This is a genomic window from Pseudaquabacterium terrae (genome assembly GCF_013266755.1).
GTDB lineage: Bacteria > Pseudomonadota > Gammaproteobacteria > Burkholderiales > Burkholderiaceae_C > Pseudaquabacterium > Pseudaquabacterium terrae.
On sequence record NZ_JABRWJ010000003.1, the window covers coordinates 620198 to 635578 of the forward strand.

The window sequence follows — 15381 nt, forward strand, 5'->3', positions numbered from 1 at the left end:
CGATGTTCGACACCGTGCTGATCGCCAACCGCGGCGAAATCGCCTTGCGCATCCAGCGCGCCTGCCGCGGCCTCGGGCTGCGGACCGTGGCGGTGCATTCCGAAGCCGACCGCGACGCGCCGCATGTGCGCCACGCCGACCAGGCCTTGTGCATCGGACCGGCCGCGCCGGTTGCGAGTTATCTGAACCAGGCCGCGATCCTGTCGGCGGCCGTGATCAGCGGCGCGCAGGCCATCCATCCGGGCTACGGCTTCCTGTCCGAGAACGGCGAGTTCGTCGCCCGCGTCGAGCAGGCCGGCCTGACCTTCATCGGCCCCAGCGCTGCCTGCATCCGCACGATGGGCGACAAGGTGTCCGCCAAACGCGCGATGCGCGCCGCCGGCGTGCCCTGCGTGCCGGGCCCCGACACCGGCCTGCCCGACGACCCGGCGGCGGTGCAGGCCCTGGCGCGCGAGATCGGCTACCCGGTGATCGTCAAGGCCGCCGGCGGCGGCGGCGGGCGCGGCATGCGCGTGGTGCACGACGAGGCGGCCCTGTCCGATGCGCTGGCGCTGACGCGCGAGGAAGCGCGGCGCGCCTTCGGCAACCCCGAGGTCTACATCGAGAAGTTCCTGCTGCACCCGCGGCATGTCGAGATCCAGGTGCTGGCGGACCGCCACGGCCACGCGCTGTGGCTCGGCAGCCGCGATTGCTCGCTGCAGCGCCGCCACCAGAAGGTGCTGGAGGAAGCGCCGGCGCCCGGCATCGCCCCGGCCGCGATCGCCGCCGTCGGCGAACGCTGCGCCGAGGCCTGCCGGCAGATCGGCTACTGCGGCGTCGGCACCTTCGAGTTCCTGTACGAGAACGGCGCGTTCTTCTTCATCGAGATGAATACGCGGCTGCAGGTCGAGCACCCGGTGACCGAGATGATCACCGGCATCGACATCGTGCAGCAGCAGATCCGCGTCGCGCGCGGCGAGCGCCTGGCCCTGAGCCAGGCCGACATCCGCTGCGACGGCCACGCCTTCGAGTGCCGCATCAATGCCGAGCATCCCGAGACCTTCGCGCCAGCGCCCGGGCGCATCACCGAGTGGGTGCTGCCCGGCGGCTTCGGCGTGCGCGTGGACAGCCATGCCTCGGCCGGCTACCGCGTGCCGCCGTACTACGACTCGATGATCGCCAAGCTGATCGTGCACGGCGCCACGCGCGAGGACGCGCTGTCGCGGCTGCGACTGGCGCTGGACGAGATGCAGGTCGGCGGCATCGCGACCAACCTGCCCTTGCACCGGCGCATCGTCGACGAGCGCGGCTTCGTCGATGGTGGCGTCGACATCCACCACCTCGAGCGCTGGCTGCAACGGAGTGCCGCATGAGCCGCGTCGATGCAGCATCGGTCAGCCTGCTGGGCACGAGTGCCCTGCTGTTCGAGGCCCCGGGCGACACCACGCTGCCGACGCAGCAGCGCATCTGGGCGCTCGCCCGCGAGGCCGAGACCTGGCCCGAGGTGCGCGAAGCCATTCCCGGCATGAACAACCTGATGCTCAGCTTCGCGCGGCCGCCGCTGACGCCGCACGCACTCGAAGCACGGCTGCACAGCGCGTGGCAGACGATCGAGCCGCTGGCGCTGCGCGGGCGCATCGTCGAGCTGCCGGTGCGATACGGCGGTGACAGTGGGCCGCACATGAACGACGTTATCGAGCACACCGGTCTCGGCATCGACGAGATCGTCGAGCGCCACAGCGCGCCGCTCTACCCGGTCTACGCGCTCGGCAGCCACCCGGGCTACTGCTACCTCGGCGGCATGGACCCGAGCCTGGCGACACCGCGCCGCAAGGTGCCGGTGCTGCGCATTCCCGGCGGCGCGGTGTCGATCGGCGGCGCGCAGACCGGCGTCTCGGCATCCGACGGGCCGAGCGGCTGGAACACCATCGGCTGCACGTCGATGGCCTTCTTCGACCCGACGCGCGACCCGCCCGCGCTGCTGCAGCCCGGTGACAGCATCCGCTTCCGTGTCGAGCAGGTGATCCGATGATCCAGATCCTGTCGACGGGCGCGCTGGCGACGGTGCAGGACCTCGGCCGGGAAGGCGCCTTGCGCTGGGGCGTCGGCAGCTCGGGGGCGATGGATCCGCTGGCGCTGGCCGCCGGCAACATCCTGCTCGGCAACGACGACGGCGCGGCCGGCATCGAGGTTCCCGTCTTTCCGCTGCGGCTGCGCTTCGACGCCGATGGCGCGTTCGCGGTCACCGGCGCCGATGTCGATGCGCGCCTGGACGACCGGCCGCTGCTGCCCTGGAGTGCCGTGCGAGCCCGCGCCGGGCAGGTGCTGCAGCTCGGGCTGCCACGCCGCGGCGGCCACTGGCCCGCGAGCCGCGCCTACGTGTGCCTGGCCGGCGGCATCGACGTGCCGCCGGTGCTGGGCTCGCGCAGCACGCAGATGCGCGGGGCCTTCGGCGGCCTCGACGGGCGTGCGCTGCGCGCGGCCGACACACTGCGCGCGGGCCGCGCGAGCGGCGAGCCGCCGGTCGAGGGCCTCGGGCTCCTGCCGCCGGCCTTGAGCCTGCCGCTGCAGGTCGACGGCCTGCCCGCGATGCGGGTGCTGCCGGCGGCGGAATACCACCACTACACCGCGGCCTCGCGCGCCGCGTTCTGGGCCGAGCCCTGGAAGATCACCGCGCAAAGCGATCGTTACGGCTACCGACTCGAGGGCCGCCCACTCGAAGCGGTAGCGGCGATCGAGATGCGCTCGCACGGCATCGTGCCGGGCGTGATCCAGGTGCCGCCGGGCGGCCAGCCGATCGTGCAGATGCGCGACGCGCAGCCGTCGGGCGGCTACCCGAAGCTGGGCACCGTGATCGAGGCCGACCTGTGGCGCCTGGGCCAGGCCCCCGTCGGCAGCCGCGTGCGCTTCATCGAATGCGACTGGGACGGCGCACTGGCCGCGCTGGCCGAGACCCGGCGCTGGCTCGACGAGGCGCGCCGCCTGGTCGGGCTGCAGCGCCTGCAGCACACGAGGCAGTGAGCGGCATGCGCCCCGACCAGATCCAACAGATCGCCGGCTGGCTGGCGGCCACCGACATCGCGCTGCTCGAGCTGCGCGGCCCCGGCCACACGCTGCTGCTGCGTCACGACGGTGCTGCGGTCGAGCGCATCACGCCCGGCGACGAGGCGCCGATCGACGTGCCTGCGGCGCCGGACCCGCTGACGGTCAGCGCGCCCTCGCTCGGCGTCTTCCTGCACCGCCACCCGCTGCGCGCCGAAGCCCTGGCCGCTGCCGGCAGCGCCGTGCAGGCCGGCCAGGTGCTGGGACTGCTGCAGATCGGACCGCTGCTGCTGCCGGTGGCGGCACCTGCCGACGCATGCGTGATCGAACTGCTGGCCGACGACGGTGCGGTCGTGGGCTACGGCACGCCGCTGATGGTCTTGCAGCTCGACACGCCGGCCTGACCCCTGGAGGACCCCGACGATGGACATCGATCTCAACGCGGACCTCGGCGAGGGCTTCGGTCCCTGGCGCATGGGCGACGACGAGGCGCTGCTCGGCGTGGTGTCCTCGGCCAACGTGGCCTGCGGCTTCCATGCCGGCGACCCGGTGATCATGGAGCGCACGATCCGCATCGCCGGCGCGCGCGGCGTCGACATCGGCGCGCATGTCGGCTTCCCCGACCGCCAGGGCTTCGGCCGGCGCGTGATGCAGATCGACGCCGGCGAGCTGGCCGCGATGGTCACCTACCAGCTCGGCGCGCTCGGCGGCATGGCACGCGCGGCCGGCCAGCGCATGACGCACATGAGCTTCCATGGCGCGCTGGGCAACCTGGTCGCGGCCGATGCCGCCTTGGCCGCGGTGCTGGTGCGCGCGGTGGCGGCCTACGACCCGGCGCTGATCATCAGCTCGTCGAGCAGCTTGGCGATCGAGGGCGCCGCGGCGGAGAACGGCCTGCGTGTCGCCACCGCCTTCTTGGCCGACCGCGCCTGCGACGACGCGGGCCTGCTGGTGCCGCGCCGCGTGCCGAATTCGGTGATCCACGACGAAGCCGCGGTGCTGGCGCGCGTGCGCCAGCTGCTCGCCGACGGCACGGTCACCACCTGGAGCGGCAAGCTGATCGCGATGCGGCCGCGCTCGATCCTGGTTCATGGCGACACGCCGGGCGCGCTGGCGCTGGCGCGCAGCTTGCGCAGCGAGATCGAAGGGGCCGGCGGACGCATCGTGCCGATCTCGCAGCAGCTGGCCGAACAAGGGGCCGCCCAGACATAAGTGCTGCCTATCGCACCACACCCATTCCGTCTTGGCGCGCCGAGCCCGCGATCGATAGATTTGAATCCAACCCGAGGACTCACATGCCCTTCTCCGACTACAAGACCGCTCTCGTCACCGGCGCCTCGTCGGGCATCGGCGCAGCCGTCGTCGAGCGCCTGTGCAGCGAAGGCCTGCAGGTGCATGCGCTGGCGCGCAATGCGAAGTCGCTGGCGGCGCTGTCCGAACGCACCGGCTGCATCGCGCACACGCTCGACGTGACCGACCTGGCCGGCATCACCCGCCTGACGCAGCAGGTGCCGTTCGACGTGCTCGTCAACAACGCCGGTGTCGATCGGCCCAAGTCGTTCCTCCATGCCGACGCCGAGGACATCGACCTGCTGGTCGACGTGAACCTGCGCGCGGTGCTGCACCTGTGCCGGCTGGTGGTGCCGGGCATGGTGGCGCGCGACCGCGGTCATGTGGTGAACATCAGCTCGATCGCCGGGGCCTACAACTTCGGCGGCAACTCGACCTACCACGCCACCAAGGCGGCAGTCAGCATGCTGTCGCGCCAGCTGCGCATCGATGCCTTCGGCAAGCGCGTGCGGGTGACCGAGATCTGCCCCGGCCGCGTGGCCACCGACATCTTCGCGCATGTGCACGGCGACTCGGCCGACACCTACGAGCGCTTCGTCAAGGGCTTCGAGCTGCCGCAGGCCGCCGACATCGCCAACGCCATCGCCTTCGCCATCGCGGCCCCGGTGGCGGTGAACATCGGCCACATCGAGATCACGCCGACTCTGCAGGTGCCCGGCGGACTGCAGACCACGCGCCCGGCTGCGGCGCAGGCCTGAGACACCCGGGCGCAGCCGGCACGGAGCACGTCGCATGAAAGGCTTCGACCTGTGGGCGATCCTCTCGAACCCCGAGTTCGGGGCGATGCTGCTGCACGGCGTGAAGTTGACGCTGGTCGTCGCGCTGGCGTCGTGGCTGCTCGCGATGACGCTGGCGCTGATCCTGCTGGCGCTGCGCCTGGCGCCCAGCCGCATCGCGCAGCGCGGCGTGATGGCCTACGTCTCGTACCACCGCAACGTGCCGACGCTGGTGCAGTTGATGCTGTGGTACTTCGGCATCGCCAGCCTGCTGCCGGGCCCGCTGCAGGCCTGGTTGTCCGAGCACAGCGCCGAAGCGGTGTTCGCGATCATCGGCCTCGGGCTGTGCCAGGCCGCGTACTTCAGCGAAGACCTGCGCTCCGGCCTGCGCGCGGTGCCGCCCGGCCAGGCCGAGGCCGCGCGCGCGCTCGGCCACAGCTTCATCGGCGCGATGCGCCACGTGCTCATGCCCCAGGCCGTGCGCAACGCCATTCCCGCGCTGGTGAACCACAGCGTCTCGCTGTTCAAGAACAGCAGCCTGGCGATGGCGATCGGTGTTGCCGAGCTGACCCATGCGGTCAAGGAGATCGAGAACCAGAGCTTCCGCACCTTCGAGACCTACCTGCTGGCCTCGGTGATGTACCTGGGCTTCTCGCTGCTGATCATGGTCGCCGGCGCGATGCTGGCGCGCCGCGCGCGCATCGCGCAGGCGAGGTGAGCGATGGGCGCCGTGTTCGAGATCCTGCGCGACAACTGGCTGCTGCTGCTGGTCGGCCAGTACCCCAACGGCCCGCTGGGCGGCATCGCCTGCACGCTGATCCTGTCGGTGCTCGGCATCGCGCTGGCGTTCCCGCTCAGCGTCGCGCTGGCGCTGGCGCGCATCTCGCGCTGGCGCTGGCTCAACTGGCCGGCCACGGCGCTGATCTACGTGGCGCGCGGCGTGCCGCTGCTGATGATCATCCTGTGGGTCTACTTCCTGGTGCCGCTGCTGATCGGCCACAACGTCTCCGGCTTCGTGACGATGCTGGTGACGCTGGTGCTCTACGAGGGCTGCTACCTGGCCGAGGTGGTGCGCGCCGGCATCGAGGCGCTGCCCAAGGGCCAGATGGAAGCCGCGCGGGCGCTGGGCCACAGCCACCTCGGCGCGATGCGGCTGGTGATCCTGCCGCAGGCGCTGTTCAACATGCTGCCCAGCATGCTCAGCCAGTTCGTCTCGACGATCAAGGAGACGACGCTGGGCTATGTGATCAACGTGCCCGAGCTGACCTTCGCCGCGAACCAGATCAACAACCAGCTGCTGACCAAGCCGTTCCAGGTGTTCTTCATCCTGGCCGTCATCTACTTCGTCGTCTGCTGGAGCCTGACCTGGGCCGCCACCTGGCTGGAGCGCCGCATCGAGGCCAAGCGCGCCGGCGCCGGCGGCACGCGCAAGACCGCTGCGAAGCCCGTGCCGGTCGAGCCGCTGGCCGCCGAACCCTGAAGTCATTCGAGGCACCCCATGATCAGCTTCAGCAACGTCAACAAGTGGTACGGCGACTACCGGGCCCTCACCGACATCAATGCCGAGGTCGCCAAGGGCCAGGTGGTGGTGGTCTGCGGGCCGTCGGGCTCCGGCAAGTCGACGCTGATCCGCACCGTGAACCGGCTCGAGGAGATTCGGTCCGGTCATATCACGGTCGACGGCAAGGACATGCACGCGCCGATGGGCAGCGCGCAGCTCAATCGCCTGCGCAGCCGCATCGGCTTCGTCTTCCAGAGCTTCAATCTGTTCCCGCACCTGTCGGCACTCGACAACGTGATGCTCTCGCCGATGCACGTCAACGGCGTCAAGCGCGCCGAGGCGCGCGACAAGGCGATGCAGCTGCTCGAGCGTGTCGGCCTCGCGGCCAAGGCGCTGTCGTTCCCCGCGCAACTGTCCGGTGGCCAGCAGCAGCGCGTGGCAATCGCCCGCGCGCTGGCCATGGAGCCGCCGGCGATGCTGTTCGACGAGCCGACCAGCGCGCTCGACCCGGAGATGGTCGGCGAGGTGCTGGCCGTCATGCGCAGCCTGGCCAGCGACGGCATGACGATGATGTGCGTGACCCACGAGATGGGCTTCGCGCGCGAGGTGGCCGACCGCGTCTGGTTCATGGACGCCGGCTGCATCCTCGAGTCGGCCGATCCCGAGACCTTCTTTCTCAAGCCGCAGCACCCGCGCGCGCAGCGCTTCCTGTCCGATCTGCGTTCGCACTGAACGCGCCCTGCCCCCAAGGAGTCCGTGATGTCGATCCAACGTTCCCTCTTCTCCATCGCCGTTCCCGCGCTGTGCATGGGACTGGCCAGCGTCGCGGCCAACGCCGACCAGCTGCAGGACATCCAGCAGCGCAAGGAGCTGCGTTGCGGCACGTTTGCCGACGTGCCGCCCTTCGCCGCGCCGGACCCGAAGACGCGCGAGATGGTCGGCTTCGACGTCGACATGTGCCAGGCGATCGCCAAGCGCCTCGGTGTCGCCGCGAAGATCACGCCGCTATCGGTCGAAGCGCGCGTGCCCGAGGTCAAGATGGGCCGCGTCGACATCACCGTCGCCAACCTCGCCTACACCCTCGGGCGGGCCGAGCAGATCCAGTTCAGCGATCCGTACTACCTGGCCAAGGAGATGCTCGCCGTCAAGGCCAGCGACCCGTCGAACAGCAAGGCCGACTACAAGGGCAAGCGGCTGGCATCGACCAAGGGCTCGACCTCGGAGCTGTCGATCAAGATGAACGGCTCCGAGCCGGTGACCTTCCAGGACACCGGCTCCGCGTACATGGCCGTGCAGCAGAACAAGGCGCTGGGCATGGTGGCCAACACGATGACGATCACCAAGCTCGTCAACCAGTCCAAGGCGGGCGGCATCGAGCTGAAGATGATTCCCGAACCGATGGCCTTCCAGCCGATCGGCGTGGGCATGAAGAAGGACGAACCGGCGTTGCTGGCCAAGATCAACGAGACCCTGCTGGCGATGGACAAGGCCGGCGAGATCAATCAGATCTGGGCCAAGTGGCTGGGGCCGAACACCGAGTTCAAGATGGTCCGCGAAGACAAGGTCGTGCCGTTGACGGAGCTGAAGTTCACGCCCTTGCCTTGAGCGCAGGAAGGCCGTGTCGCTTCAAGGAAGCGGGCCGAGCATCCGCATGCGAACCGCTCCGACGCTCAGTCGAGGAAGGTCCAGGTGTCCGCGCCATCGAGATGGCGCACCGTCACCGACCTGCGCAGCTCGGGCGGAAAGTTCAGCAGGTTCACGCCGTGCTTGCCGCCGGGTTCCGGGTTCAGCGGCTCCCAGTGGGTCGCGCAGCCGCAGTGCCGGCAGCGCACGGTGCGCAGGGTCTTGTCGCCCCACATGTACTCCTGTGTCTCGCCGGGATGCCCCGTGACCTCGACCGTGCCGAACTCGTAGTAGACCCACAGCCCGCCCAGGCGCCGGCAGAGCGAGCAGTTGCAGCTCGTCGCCTTCTCGGGCACAGCGGGCAGCGTGAGCCGCACGGCGCCGCAGTGGCAGGAGCCCTGGAGAAGCGAAGCGGGATCAGCGTTATCGGTCATGGCGTTCCGTTCTGGAGTGGATGGCGCAGCCGGACCAACACGGTATCGAGGTGGGTCATGACGGTGACGCCGGTCTGGTTGATGAGCGAAAAGCGGATTGTCACGATGCCGCGGTCGGGCTTGGAGCTCGACAGGCGCCGGCTGAGCCACTCCAGCTTCAGGACCACCGAGTCCCCCGGACGCAGGGGCGCGAGGAAGCGAACCTCATCGTAGCCGAGCGAGGCGATCACGGCCTGCCGCTGCGGCAGGCCGTGCACCAGCCGCTGCTTGACCGCCAGCATGTACAGGCCCGGCGCGGTGATGCTGCCGAAGGCCTCGACGCCGGCCTCGTCGTCGATGTGAAAAGGCATCGGATCCCAGCGACGGGCGAAGTGAATCAACTCGTCACGATCGATCGCCTGCGGCGGGCTGACGAGGCTTTCGCCCGGATTCATGTCCTCGTAGAAGAGCACGGGGTTCCTTCACGTCAAGGTTCAAATAATATGCCTTAAACCGTTTTTGTGCATAAACTTGGGCGCTATCCCACTTCCTGGAGACAGCATGCGCCCGAACCTCATCGGCGGCCGTTGGGTGGACGGCCCGCGCGCCCGCCCGAACATCAACCCGTCGGACCTGAGCGACGTCATCGGCCACTATGCCGAGGCGGACGAGGCCCAGGCCGCGGCGGCCGTTGCGGCCGCGGCCGCGGCGGCCCCGGCCTGGGCGCTGTCCGGCCCGCAGGCGCGCGCCGATGCGCTGGAGCAGGTGGCCGCCGAGCTGCTGGCGCGCCGCGCCGAGCTGGGCGACCTGCTCGCGCGGGAGGAAGGCAAGACGCTGCCGGAGGCCGTGGCCGAGGTGGTGCGCGCCGGCCAGATCTTCCGCTTCTTCGCCGGCGAGGCGCTGCGCCAGGCCGGTGACCGCCTGCCGTCGGTGCGGCCCGGCGTCGATGTGGAGGTCACGCGCGAGCCAGTCGGCGTGGTGGCGCTGATCACGCCCTGGAATTTTCCGATCGCCATTCCCGCCTGGAAGATCGCGCCGGCCCTGGCCTGGGGCAACTGCGTCGTCTTCAAGCCCGCCGACGGCGTGCCGGGCTCGGCCTGGGCGCTGGCCGAAGTCATCCACCGCGCCGGCTTCGGGCCGGGCGTGTTCAACCTGGTGATGGGCCGCGGCAGCCGGGTCGGCCAGGTCTTCATCGACCACCCGGCGGTGGATGCGATCAGCTTCACCGGCTCGTCGGCCACCGGCGCGCGCGTGCTCGCCGGCGCCAGCGCCCGCCGCGCCAGGGTGCAGCTGGAGATGGGCGGCAAGAACCCGCTGGTGGTGCTCGACGATGCCGACCTGGCCACCGCGCTCGACTGCGCGGTGCAGGGCGCGTACTTCTCCACCGGGCAGCGCTGCACGGCCACCAGCCGGCTGATCGTGCACAAGGCCATCCTGCCGCGCTTCACCGCGGCGCTGCGCGAGCGGATCGAGGCGCTGGTGGTCGACGATGCGCGCAGCGCCGGCACGCAGATCGGCCCGGTGGCCGATGCCGCGCAGCTGGAGACCGACCTGGCCTACATCGACATCGGCCGCAGCGAGGGCGCGAAGCTGGTCTGCGGCGGCCAGAGGCTGCGCCGGGAGCGCGAGGGGTACTACCTGGCGCCGGCGCTCTTCACCGAGGCCGACCCTGGCATGCGCCTCGCGCGCGAGGAGATCTTCGGGCCGGTGGCCTGCGTCATCGCCGCCGACGACTACGCGCATGCACTGGCGCTGGCCAATGACAGCGAGTTCGGGCTCACCGCCGGCATCTGCACCACGTCGCTCAAACATGCCACGCACTTCAAGCGTTACGCGCAGGCGGGCATGGTGATGGTCAACGTGCCCACCGCCGGCGTGGACTACCACGTGCCCTTCGGCGGCCGCAAGGCATCGAGCCACGGGCCGCGCGAGCAGGGGCGGCAGGCGGTGGAGTTCTTCACCACGGTGAAGACGGCGTACACGGCCGCGTAGCCGGCCGCCGGCACCGCCGCGAGGCCGCTGCCAGTCTGCAGGCCGCACCTGGCATGCGGGCTTCCACCTATGCTTTATCCTGTGTTTGTGCATAAAGTATTGTTCATGCATTTGCAAGGAGCGCCCGAACGATTCGGCGCCCTACCACCGGAGACACGCATGAGCACCAAGCCCTGGCCCCGTCTACCCCATGCGGCCGCTGTCGCATTCGCCGCACTGGCCACCGCGGTCGCCGCCTCGCTGGCGACGGCGCAGGAAGTGCCCACGAGCGTGCGCATCGGCTGGTCGCTCGCCAAGAGCGGCCCCAATGCGGCACTGACCGACGTCACGATCCGCCCGAACTACGACATGTGGGTCAAGGAGGTCAACGCCGCCGGCGGCCTGATGCTCAAGGCCCACGGCAAGCGCGTGCCGATCGAGGTGGTGGAGTACGACGACCGCTCGAACACCGAGGAAACGGTGCGCGCGCTGGAGCGGCTGATCACGCAGGACAAGGTTCACTTCGTGCTGCCGCCCGCCGGCACCGCGGCCAACATCGCGGCCGCCCCCACCTTCGCCAAGCACGGCCTGCCGCTGCTGGGCACCACGGTGCAGACCGAACGCGCGCCCGAGCTTTCCAAGCGCTGGCCCAACCTGTTCTTCCTGCTCGGCGACAACCGGCGTTATGCCGACGCGCTGATGAACCTGCTGGAGGCCGCGCGCAAGGCCGGCCGCATCGGCGACAAGGTGGCGATGATCCACGTGGCCGACGCCTTCGGTGTCGAGAACGCCTCGGCCGCGCGCAAGCAGGCGCTGGAGCACGGCTTCAAGCTCGTCGTCGACAAGAGCTACCCGCCCGGCTCGCAGGACCTGTCGCCGCTGCTCAACGAGATCAAGGCCCAGGCACCCGACGTCTTCATCGCCTTCTCTTACCCGCCGGACACCGTGCTGCTGAGCGACCAGGCGCGCGTCGCCGGCCTGAACACGAAGGTCTTCTTCACCGGCATCGGCACGCAGTTCCCGTTCTTCCGCGCGAAGTACGGTGCCGGCGCCGAAGGGCAGATGGGCTTCGGCGGCATCGACGGCGATTCCCCGCGCATGAAGGACTACCTCGCCCGCTTCAAGGCCGCCAACGGCAAGGACGCGGAGAACTGGGCCAGCCCGGTCACCTACGCCTCGCTGCAGGTGCTGCAGCAGGCGATCGAGCGGGTCGGCACGCTGGACCGCGAGGCCGTGCTGAAGGACATCAGGAGCGGCAGCTTCGACACCGTGCTCGGCACGATCCGGCTCGGCAACCCGGTGCTCAACGGCGCGACCTTCATGATCGGCCAGTGGCAGAACGGCGTGTTCCAGGGCATCGCCCCCGAGAGCAAGCCGGGCGCCAAGCCGCCGCTGATCCCGAAGCCGGCCTGGCAGTGACGGCGCCGCGCGCGCCCTGGAGCACGCCATGCTGATCGTCGAAGTTCTCGCCGGCGCGCTGACGCTGGGCGGCATCTACGCGCTGATCGCGCTCGGCCTCACGCTGCAGTACGGCGTGGCCCGCATCATGAACCTGGCCCACGGCGAGGTGATGGTGGCCGCGTCCTTTGCCACCTATGCGCTGTTCGGCGCCGGCGTGCTGAACCCGCTGGCCGCCTTCGCGCTGGCGCTGCCGGTGGGCTTTGCGCTGCAGTGGCTGCTGTACCGCGGGCTGCTGGCACCGCTGGTGCGGCGCGCCGCCACGCCCGCGGCGCTGGAGGTCGACAGCATCCTCGCCACCTTCGGCCTGCTGTTCGTGATCGAGGGCGTGCTGCTGGTGCTGTTCGGCGGCGGCTACCAGAGCTACGGCTACCTGGCGCAGGGCGTCAGCCTGGGCGGCACCGCGGTGGCGGCCAACCGGCTGCTGGCGGCCGGCATCGCCGCGGCGCTGTGCGTGGCCGTGTACGCCACGCTGGCGCGGTCGCGCTGGGGCACGGCGATGCGCGCGATGGCCAATGCGCCGCGCTTCGCGCACCTGGTGGGCATCGACCCGAAGTCGATGGCCGCGCTGGCCTTCGCGCTCGGCGGCGCGCTGGTGATCGGCGCGGGCGTGCTGGTCAGCATGTTCCTGCCCTTCAGCGCCTCGCAGGGCGTGGTGTTCACGATGAAGGCGCTGGTCATCGTCATCCTCGGCGGCGTGGGCAACGTGATGGGCTGCCTGGCCGCGGCGCTGCTGCTGGCCTTCGTCGAGACGCTGGTGGCGCGCTTCATCGACCCCGGGCTGACGCTGGCAGCCACCTTCGGGATCTTCCTGCTCGCGCTGCTGCTGCGGCCGCGCGGGCTCTTCGGCGGGAGCGCCAAAACATGACCCGCACCCTCGACAAACCCGCGCTGGCGGTGGCCGCCGGCCTGCTCGTGATGGCGGCGCTGCCGCTGCTGCTGCGCAACGACTACCTGCTGTCCTTCGGCATCAACCTGCTGCAGTTCGCCACGCTGGCCACCGCCTGGGCGCTGTTCTCCGGCCCGACGCGCTACATCTCGCTGGCCACCACGGCGTTCTACGGCATCGGCGCCTACACGGTGGCCGTGCTCGGCGAGTTGCTGCCGTGGCCGCTGGTGCTGGCCACGGCGCTGGGCATCGGCTCGCTGATCGCGCTGGGCGTCGGGCTGGCCACGCTGCGGCTGTCGGGCGTGTACTTCGTGATCTTCACCTTCGGCCTGGCCGAGCTGGTCAAGCAGCTCGTCACCTGGTTCGAGGTCAACATCAGCAAGAGCAGCGGCCGCTACGTGTTCCTGGACATCCCGCAGCAAGCCATCTACTGGCAGCTGCTGGCGCTGCTGGCGCTGGCGCTGGCCACCGGCTGGCTGATCCGCCGCTCGCGGCTGGGGCTGGCGCTGCGCGTCATCGGCGAGGACGAAACCGCGGCGCGCCACCTCGGCATCGACACCACGCGCACCAAGGTGCTGCTGTTCGTGCTGAGCGCGGGCTTCATGAGCCTGACCGGCGCGGTGATCGCGCCGCGCTGGACCTACATCGACCCCGGCATCGTCTTCAACGCCAACGTCTCGTTCCAGGTGCTGATCATGGCGCTGCTGGGCGGCGCCGGCCACTGGCTCGGGCCGCTGGCCGGCGTGGTGCCGCTGGTGCTGCTGTTCGAGCTGCTGTCGGTGAACTTTCCGAACTACTTCGCGGTGCTGCTGGGGGCCACCTTCCTGGCCATCGTGTTCCTGGTGCCCGGCGGCATCGTGGCGCTGGCGGGGCGCTGGCCGCAACGCTGGCGCCGGCCCGCGGCCACCCCGTCGCTGAAGGAATCCCGTCCATGATGACGACCGCCCTGCTCGAGGTCGAGGATCTGCAGAAGTCCTTCGGCGGCCTGCGCGCCGTCGGGGGCTTGAGCTTCAGCGTGCAGCGTGGCGAGGTGCTGGGCCTGCTCGGTCCCAACGGCTCGGGCAAGACCACGGCGCTGAACCTCGTCTCCGGCGCACTGGCCGCCAGCGGCGGGCGCATTCACTTCGACGGCCGTCGCATCGATGGCCAGGCGCCGCACCACATCGCGCGGGCCGGCGTCGCGCGCACCTTCCAGCTGGTGCGCGTGCTGCCCGGCATGACGGCGCTGGACAACGTGCAGGTCGGCATGGCCTTCCGCACGGCGCCGGCATTCGGTGCCGCCGCCCGCGACGAGGCGATGGCGCTGCTCGAGCGCGTGGGCCTGGCCCCGCGCGCGCAGTTGCCGGCTGGCGAGCTGACCTACATCGACCAGAAGCGCCTGGAGCTGGCCCGCGCACTGGCGCTGCGGCCGCGCCTGCTGCTGCTGGACGAGTGGCTGGCAGGCCTGAACCCCACCGAGCTGCGCCAGGGCATCGGGCTGATCGAGGCCTTGCGCCGCGACGGCCTGACCATCGTGCTGGTCGAGCACGTGATGGAGGCCGTGCGCGCGCTGTGCGACCGCTGCGTCGTGATGAGCGCGGGCCTGCGCCTGGCCGTCGGCCGCACGGCCGAGGTGCTGGCCGACCCGGCGGTGGTCGACGTCTACCTGGGGCGCGCTCATGCTTGACGTCAGCGGACTGACCGTGCACTACGGCAAGCACCGCGCGCTCGATGCGGTGGCCCTCGCGCTGCGCCCGGCGGAGCTGGTGGTGATGCTGGGCGCCAACGGCGCCGGCAAGTCGACGCTGCTGCGCGCGCTGGGCGGCATGTTGAAGCCGGCACCGGGCGCGCGCGCCACGCTCGACGGGCACGACCTGCTGGCGCTGCCGCCGCACCGCCTGGTCGAGGCCGGCGTTGCGCTGGTGCCCGAAGGACGCGGCCTCTTTCCCGACCTGAGCGTGCAGGACAACCTGCGCCTGGGCGCCCTGCCGCCGCGGGCGCGCGCCGGCGAGCGGCGCAACTTCGAGCGCCTGCTCAGCCTGTTCCCGCGCCTGGCCGAACGGCTGAAGCAGGCCGTCGGCACGATGAGCGGCGGCGAGCAGCAGATGGTGGCGCTGGGCCGCGCGTTGATGTCCGATCCGCGCGTGCTGCTGCTCGACGAACCGACGCTGGGCCTGAGCCCGCTGATGGCGCAGGAGCTCTTCGCCGCGGTGCGCCAGGTCAAGACGCTGGGCGTGGGCATCCTGCTCGCGGAGCAGAACGCGCACGCCAGCCTCGCCATCGCCGACCGCGGCTACGTGCTGGCCACCGGCCGCATCGTCGGCGCGGGCACGGCCCAGGACCTGCGCGAAGACCGCGCCGTGCAGCGCGCCTACCTCGGCGGCGACTAGGTCTTTTTATGCACAAAATCATTTTAGTGCGTACACTCAACCCATTGCACCGGCAGCCGCCGGCTGCTGC

18 protein-coding genes are annotated in these 15381 nt (G+C 70.5%); 16 read left to right on the forward strand and 2 right to left on the reverse strand.

What is annotated here, in order from left to right:
- The first annotated feature begins 2 nt into the window (after positions 1–2).
- The 10 genes from accC (at position 3) to HLB44_RS12005 (ending at position 8193) form a co-directional block, all read left to right on the forward strand.
- The gene (accC, locus tag HLB44_RS11960) at positions 3–1352 is read left to right on the forward strand and encodes an acetyl-CoA carboxylase biotin carboxylase subunit (RefSeq protein WP_173122794.1); all 1350 of its coding nucleotides are present in this window, start codon (positions 3–5) and stop codon (positions 1350–1352) included.
- Positions 1349–2011: a 5-oxoprolinase subunit PxpB gene (gene pxpB / locus HLB44_RS11965; RefSeq protein WP_173122795.1), complete on the forward strand. Its 663-nt coding sequence runs from the start codon at positions 1349–1351 to the stop codon at positions 2009–2011. The genes accC and pxpB overlap by 4 nt, the downstream gene beginning before the upstream one ends.
- Entirely contained in the window at positions 2008–3000 is a 993-nt protein-coding gene (locus HLB44_RS11970; protein WP_173122796.1) for a 5-oxoprolinase subunit C family protein, read from the forward strand. Before pxpB ends, HLB44_RS11970 begins: the two co-directional genes overlap by 4 nt.
- Positions 3001–3005: 5 nt before the next feature.
- On the forward strand, positions 3006–3425 hold the full coding sequence (locus HLB44_RS11975; protein WP_173122797.1) for a biotin/lipoyl-containing protein: 420 nt from the start codon (positions 3006–3008) through the stop codon (positions 3423–3425).
- Positions 3426–3444: 19 nt separating this feature from the next.
- Complete coding sequence (locus HLB44_RS11980) at positions 3445–4233, forward strand: LamB/YcsF family protein (protein WP_173122798.1); 789 nt, start codon at positions 3445–3447, stop codon at positions 4231–4233.
- Between the two features lie 83 nt (positions 4234–4316).
- Entirely contained in the window at positions 4317–5069 is a 753-nt protein-coding gene (locus HLB44_RS11985; RefSeq protein ID WP_173122799.1) for an SDR family oxidoreductase, read from the forward strand.
- Positions 5070–5103: 34 nt separating this feature from the next.
- Positions 5104–5805, forward strand: a complete 702-nt coding sequence (locus tag HLB44_RS11990; protein ID WP_173122800.1) for an amino acid ABC transporter permease — start codon at positions 5104–5106, stop codon at positions 5803–5805.
- 3 nt (positions 5806–5808) lie between these two features.
- A complete protein-coding gene (locus HLB44_RS11995) occupies positions 5809–6567 on the forward strand; it encodes an amino acid ABC transporter permease (RefSeq protein ID WP_173122801.1) in 759 nt (252 codons plus the stop codon).
- Between the two features lie 18 nt (positions 6568–6585).
- Positions 6586–7320 carry an amino acid ABC transporter ATP-binding protein gene (locus HLB44_RS12000; protein ID WP_173122802.1) on the forward strand — a complete coding sequence of 245 codons (735 nt, stop codon included), beginning with the start codon at positions 6586–6588 and terminating at the stop codon, positions 7318–7320.
- 75 nt (positions 7321–7395) lie between these two features.
- Positions 7396–8193, forward strand: coding sequence for an ABC transporter substrate-binding protein (locus HLB44_RS12005; protein ID WP_425500801.1), 798 nt, complete (start codon positions 7396–7398; stop codon positions 8191–8193).
- Positions 8194–8258: 65 nt separating this feature from the next.
- On the opposite strand, the gene HLB44_RS12010 is transcribed toward HLB44_RS12005, so the two are convergent.
- Together HLB44_RS12010 and HLB44_RS12015 are read right to left on the reverse strand one after the other, a co-directional pair.
- A complete protein-coding gene (locus tag HLB44_RS12010) occupies positions 8259–8645 on the reverse strand; it encodes a GFA family protein (RefSeq protein ID WP_173122804.1) in 387 nt (128 codons plus the stop codon).
- Entirely contained in the window at positions 8642–9097 is a 456-nt protein-coding gene (locus HLB44_RS12015) for a MaoC/PaaZ C-terminal domain-containing protein (RefSeq protein WP_173122805.1), read from the reverse strand. Before HLB44_RS12015 ends, HLB44_RS12010 begins: the two co-directional genes overlap by 4 nt.
- Before the next feature lie 88 nt (positions 9098–9185).
- Between HLB44_RS12015 and HLB44_RS12020 the strand changes: the two genes are divergently transcribed.
- The 6 genes from HLB44_RS12020 (at position 9186) to HLB44_RS12045 (ending at position 15311) form a co-directional block, all read left to right on the forward strand.
- Positions 9186–10616 carry an aldehyde dehydrogenase family protein gene (locus HLB44_RS12020; protein WP_173122806.1) on the forward strand — a complete coding sequence of 477 codons (1431 nt, stop codon included), beginning with the start codon at positions 9186–9188 and terminating at the stop codon, positions 10614–10616.
- Between the two features lie 159 nt (positions 10617–10775).
- Positions 10776–12014 carry an amino acid ABC transporter substrate-binding protein gene (locus HLB44_RS12025; RefSeq protein ID WP_173122807.1) on the forward strand — a complete coding sequence of 413 codons (1239 nt, stop codon included), beginning with the start codon at positions 10776–10778 and terminating at the stop codon, positions 12012–12014.
- A gap of 28 nt (positions 12015–12042) precedes the next feature.
- The gene (locus HLB44_RS12030; protein WP_173122808.1) at positions 12043–12921 is read left to right on the forward strand and encodes a branched-chain amino acid ABC transporter permease; all 879 of its coding nucleotides are present in this window, start codon (positions 12043–12045) and stop codon (positions 12919–12921) included.
- On the forward strand, positions 12918–13877 hold the full coding sequence (locus HLB44_RS12035; RefSeq protein WP_173122809.1) for a branched-chain amino acid ABC transporter permease: 960 nt from the start codon (positions 12918–12920) through the stop codon (positions 13875–13877). The genes HLB44_RS12030 and HLB44_RS12035 overlap by 4 nt, the downstream gene beginning before the upstream one ends.
- Positions 13874–14608, forward strand: coding sequence for an ABC transporter ATP-binding protein (locus HLB44_RS12040; RefSeq protein ID WP_246312197.1), 735 nt, complete (start codon positions 13874–13876; stop codon positions 14606–14608). Before HLB44_RS12035 ends, HLB44_RS12040 begins: the two co-directional genes overlap by 4 nt.
- A complete protein-coding gene (locus HLB44_RS12045; RefSeq protein WP_173122810.1) occupies positions 14601–15311 on the forward strand; it encodes an ABC transporter ATP-binding protein in 711 nt (236 codons plus the stop codon). Before HLB44_RS12040 ends, HLB44_RS12045 begins: the two co-directional genes overlap by 8 nt.
- Positions 15312–15381: the final 70 nt, after the last annotated feature.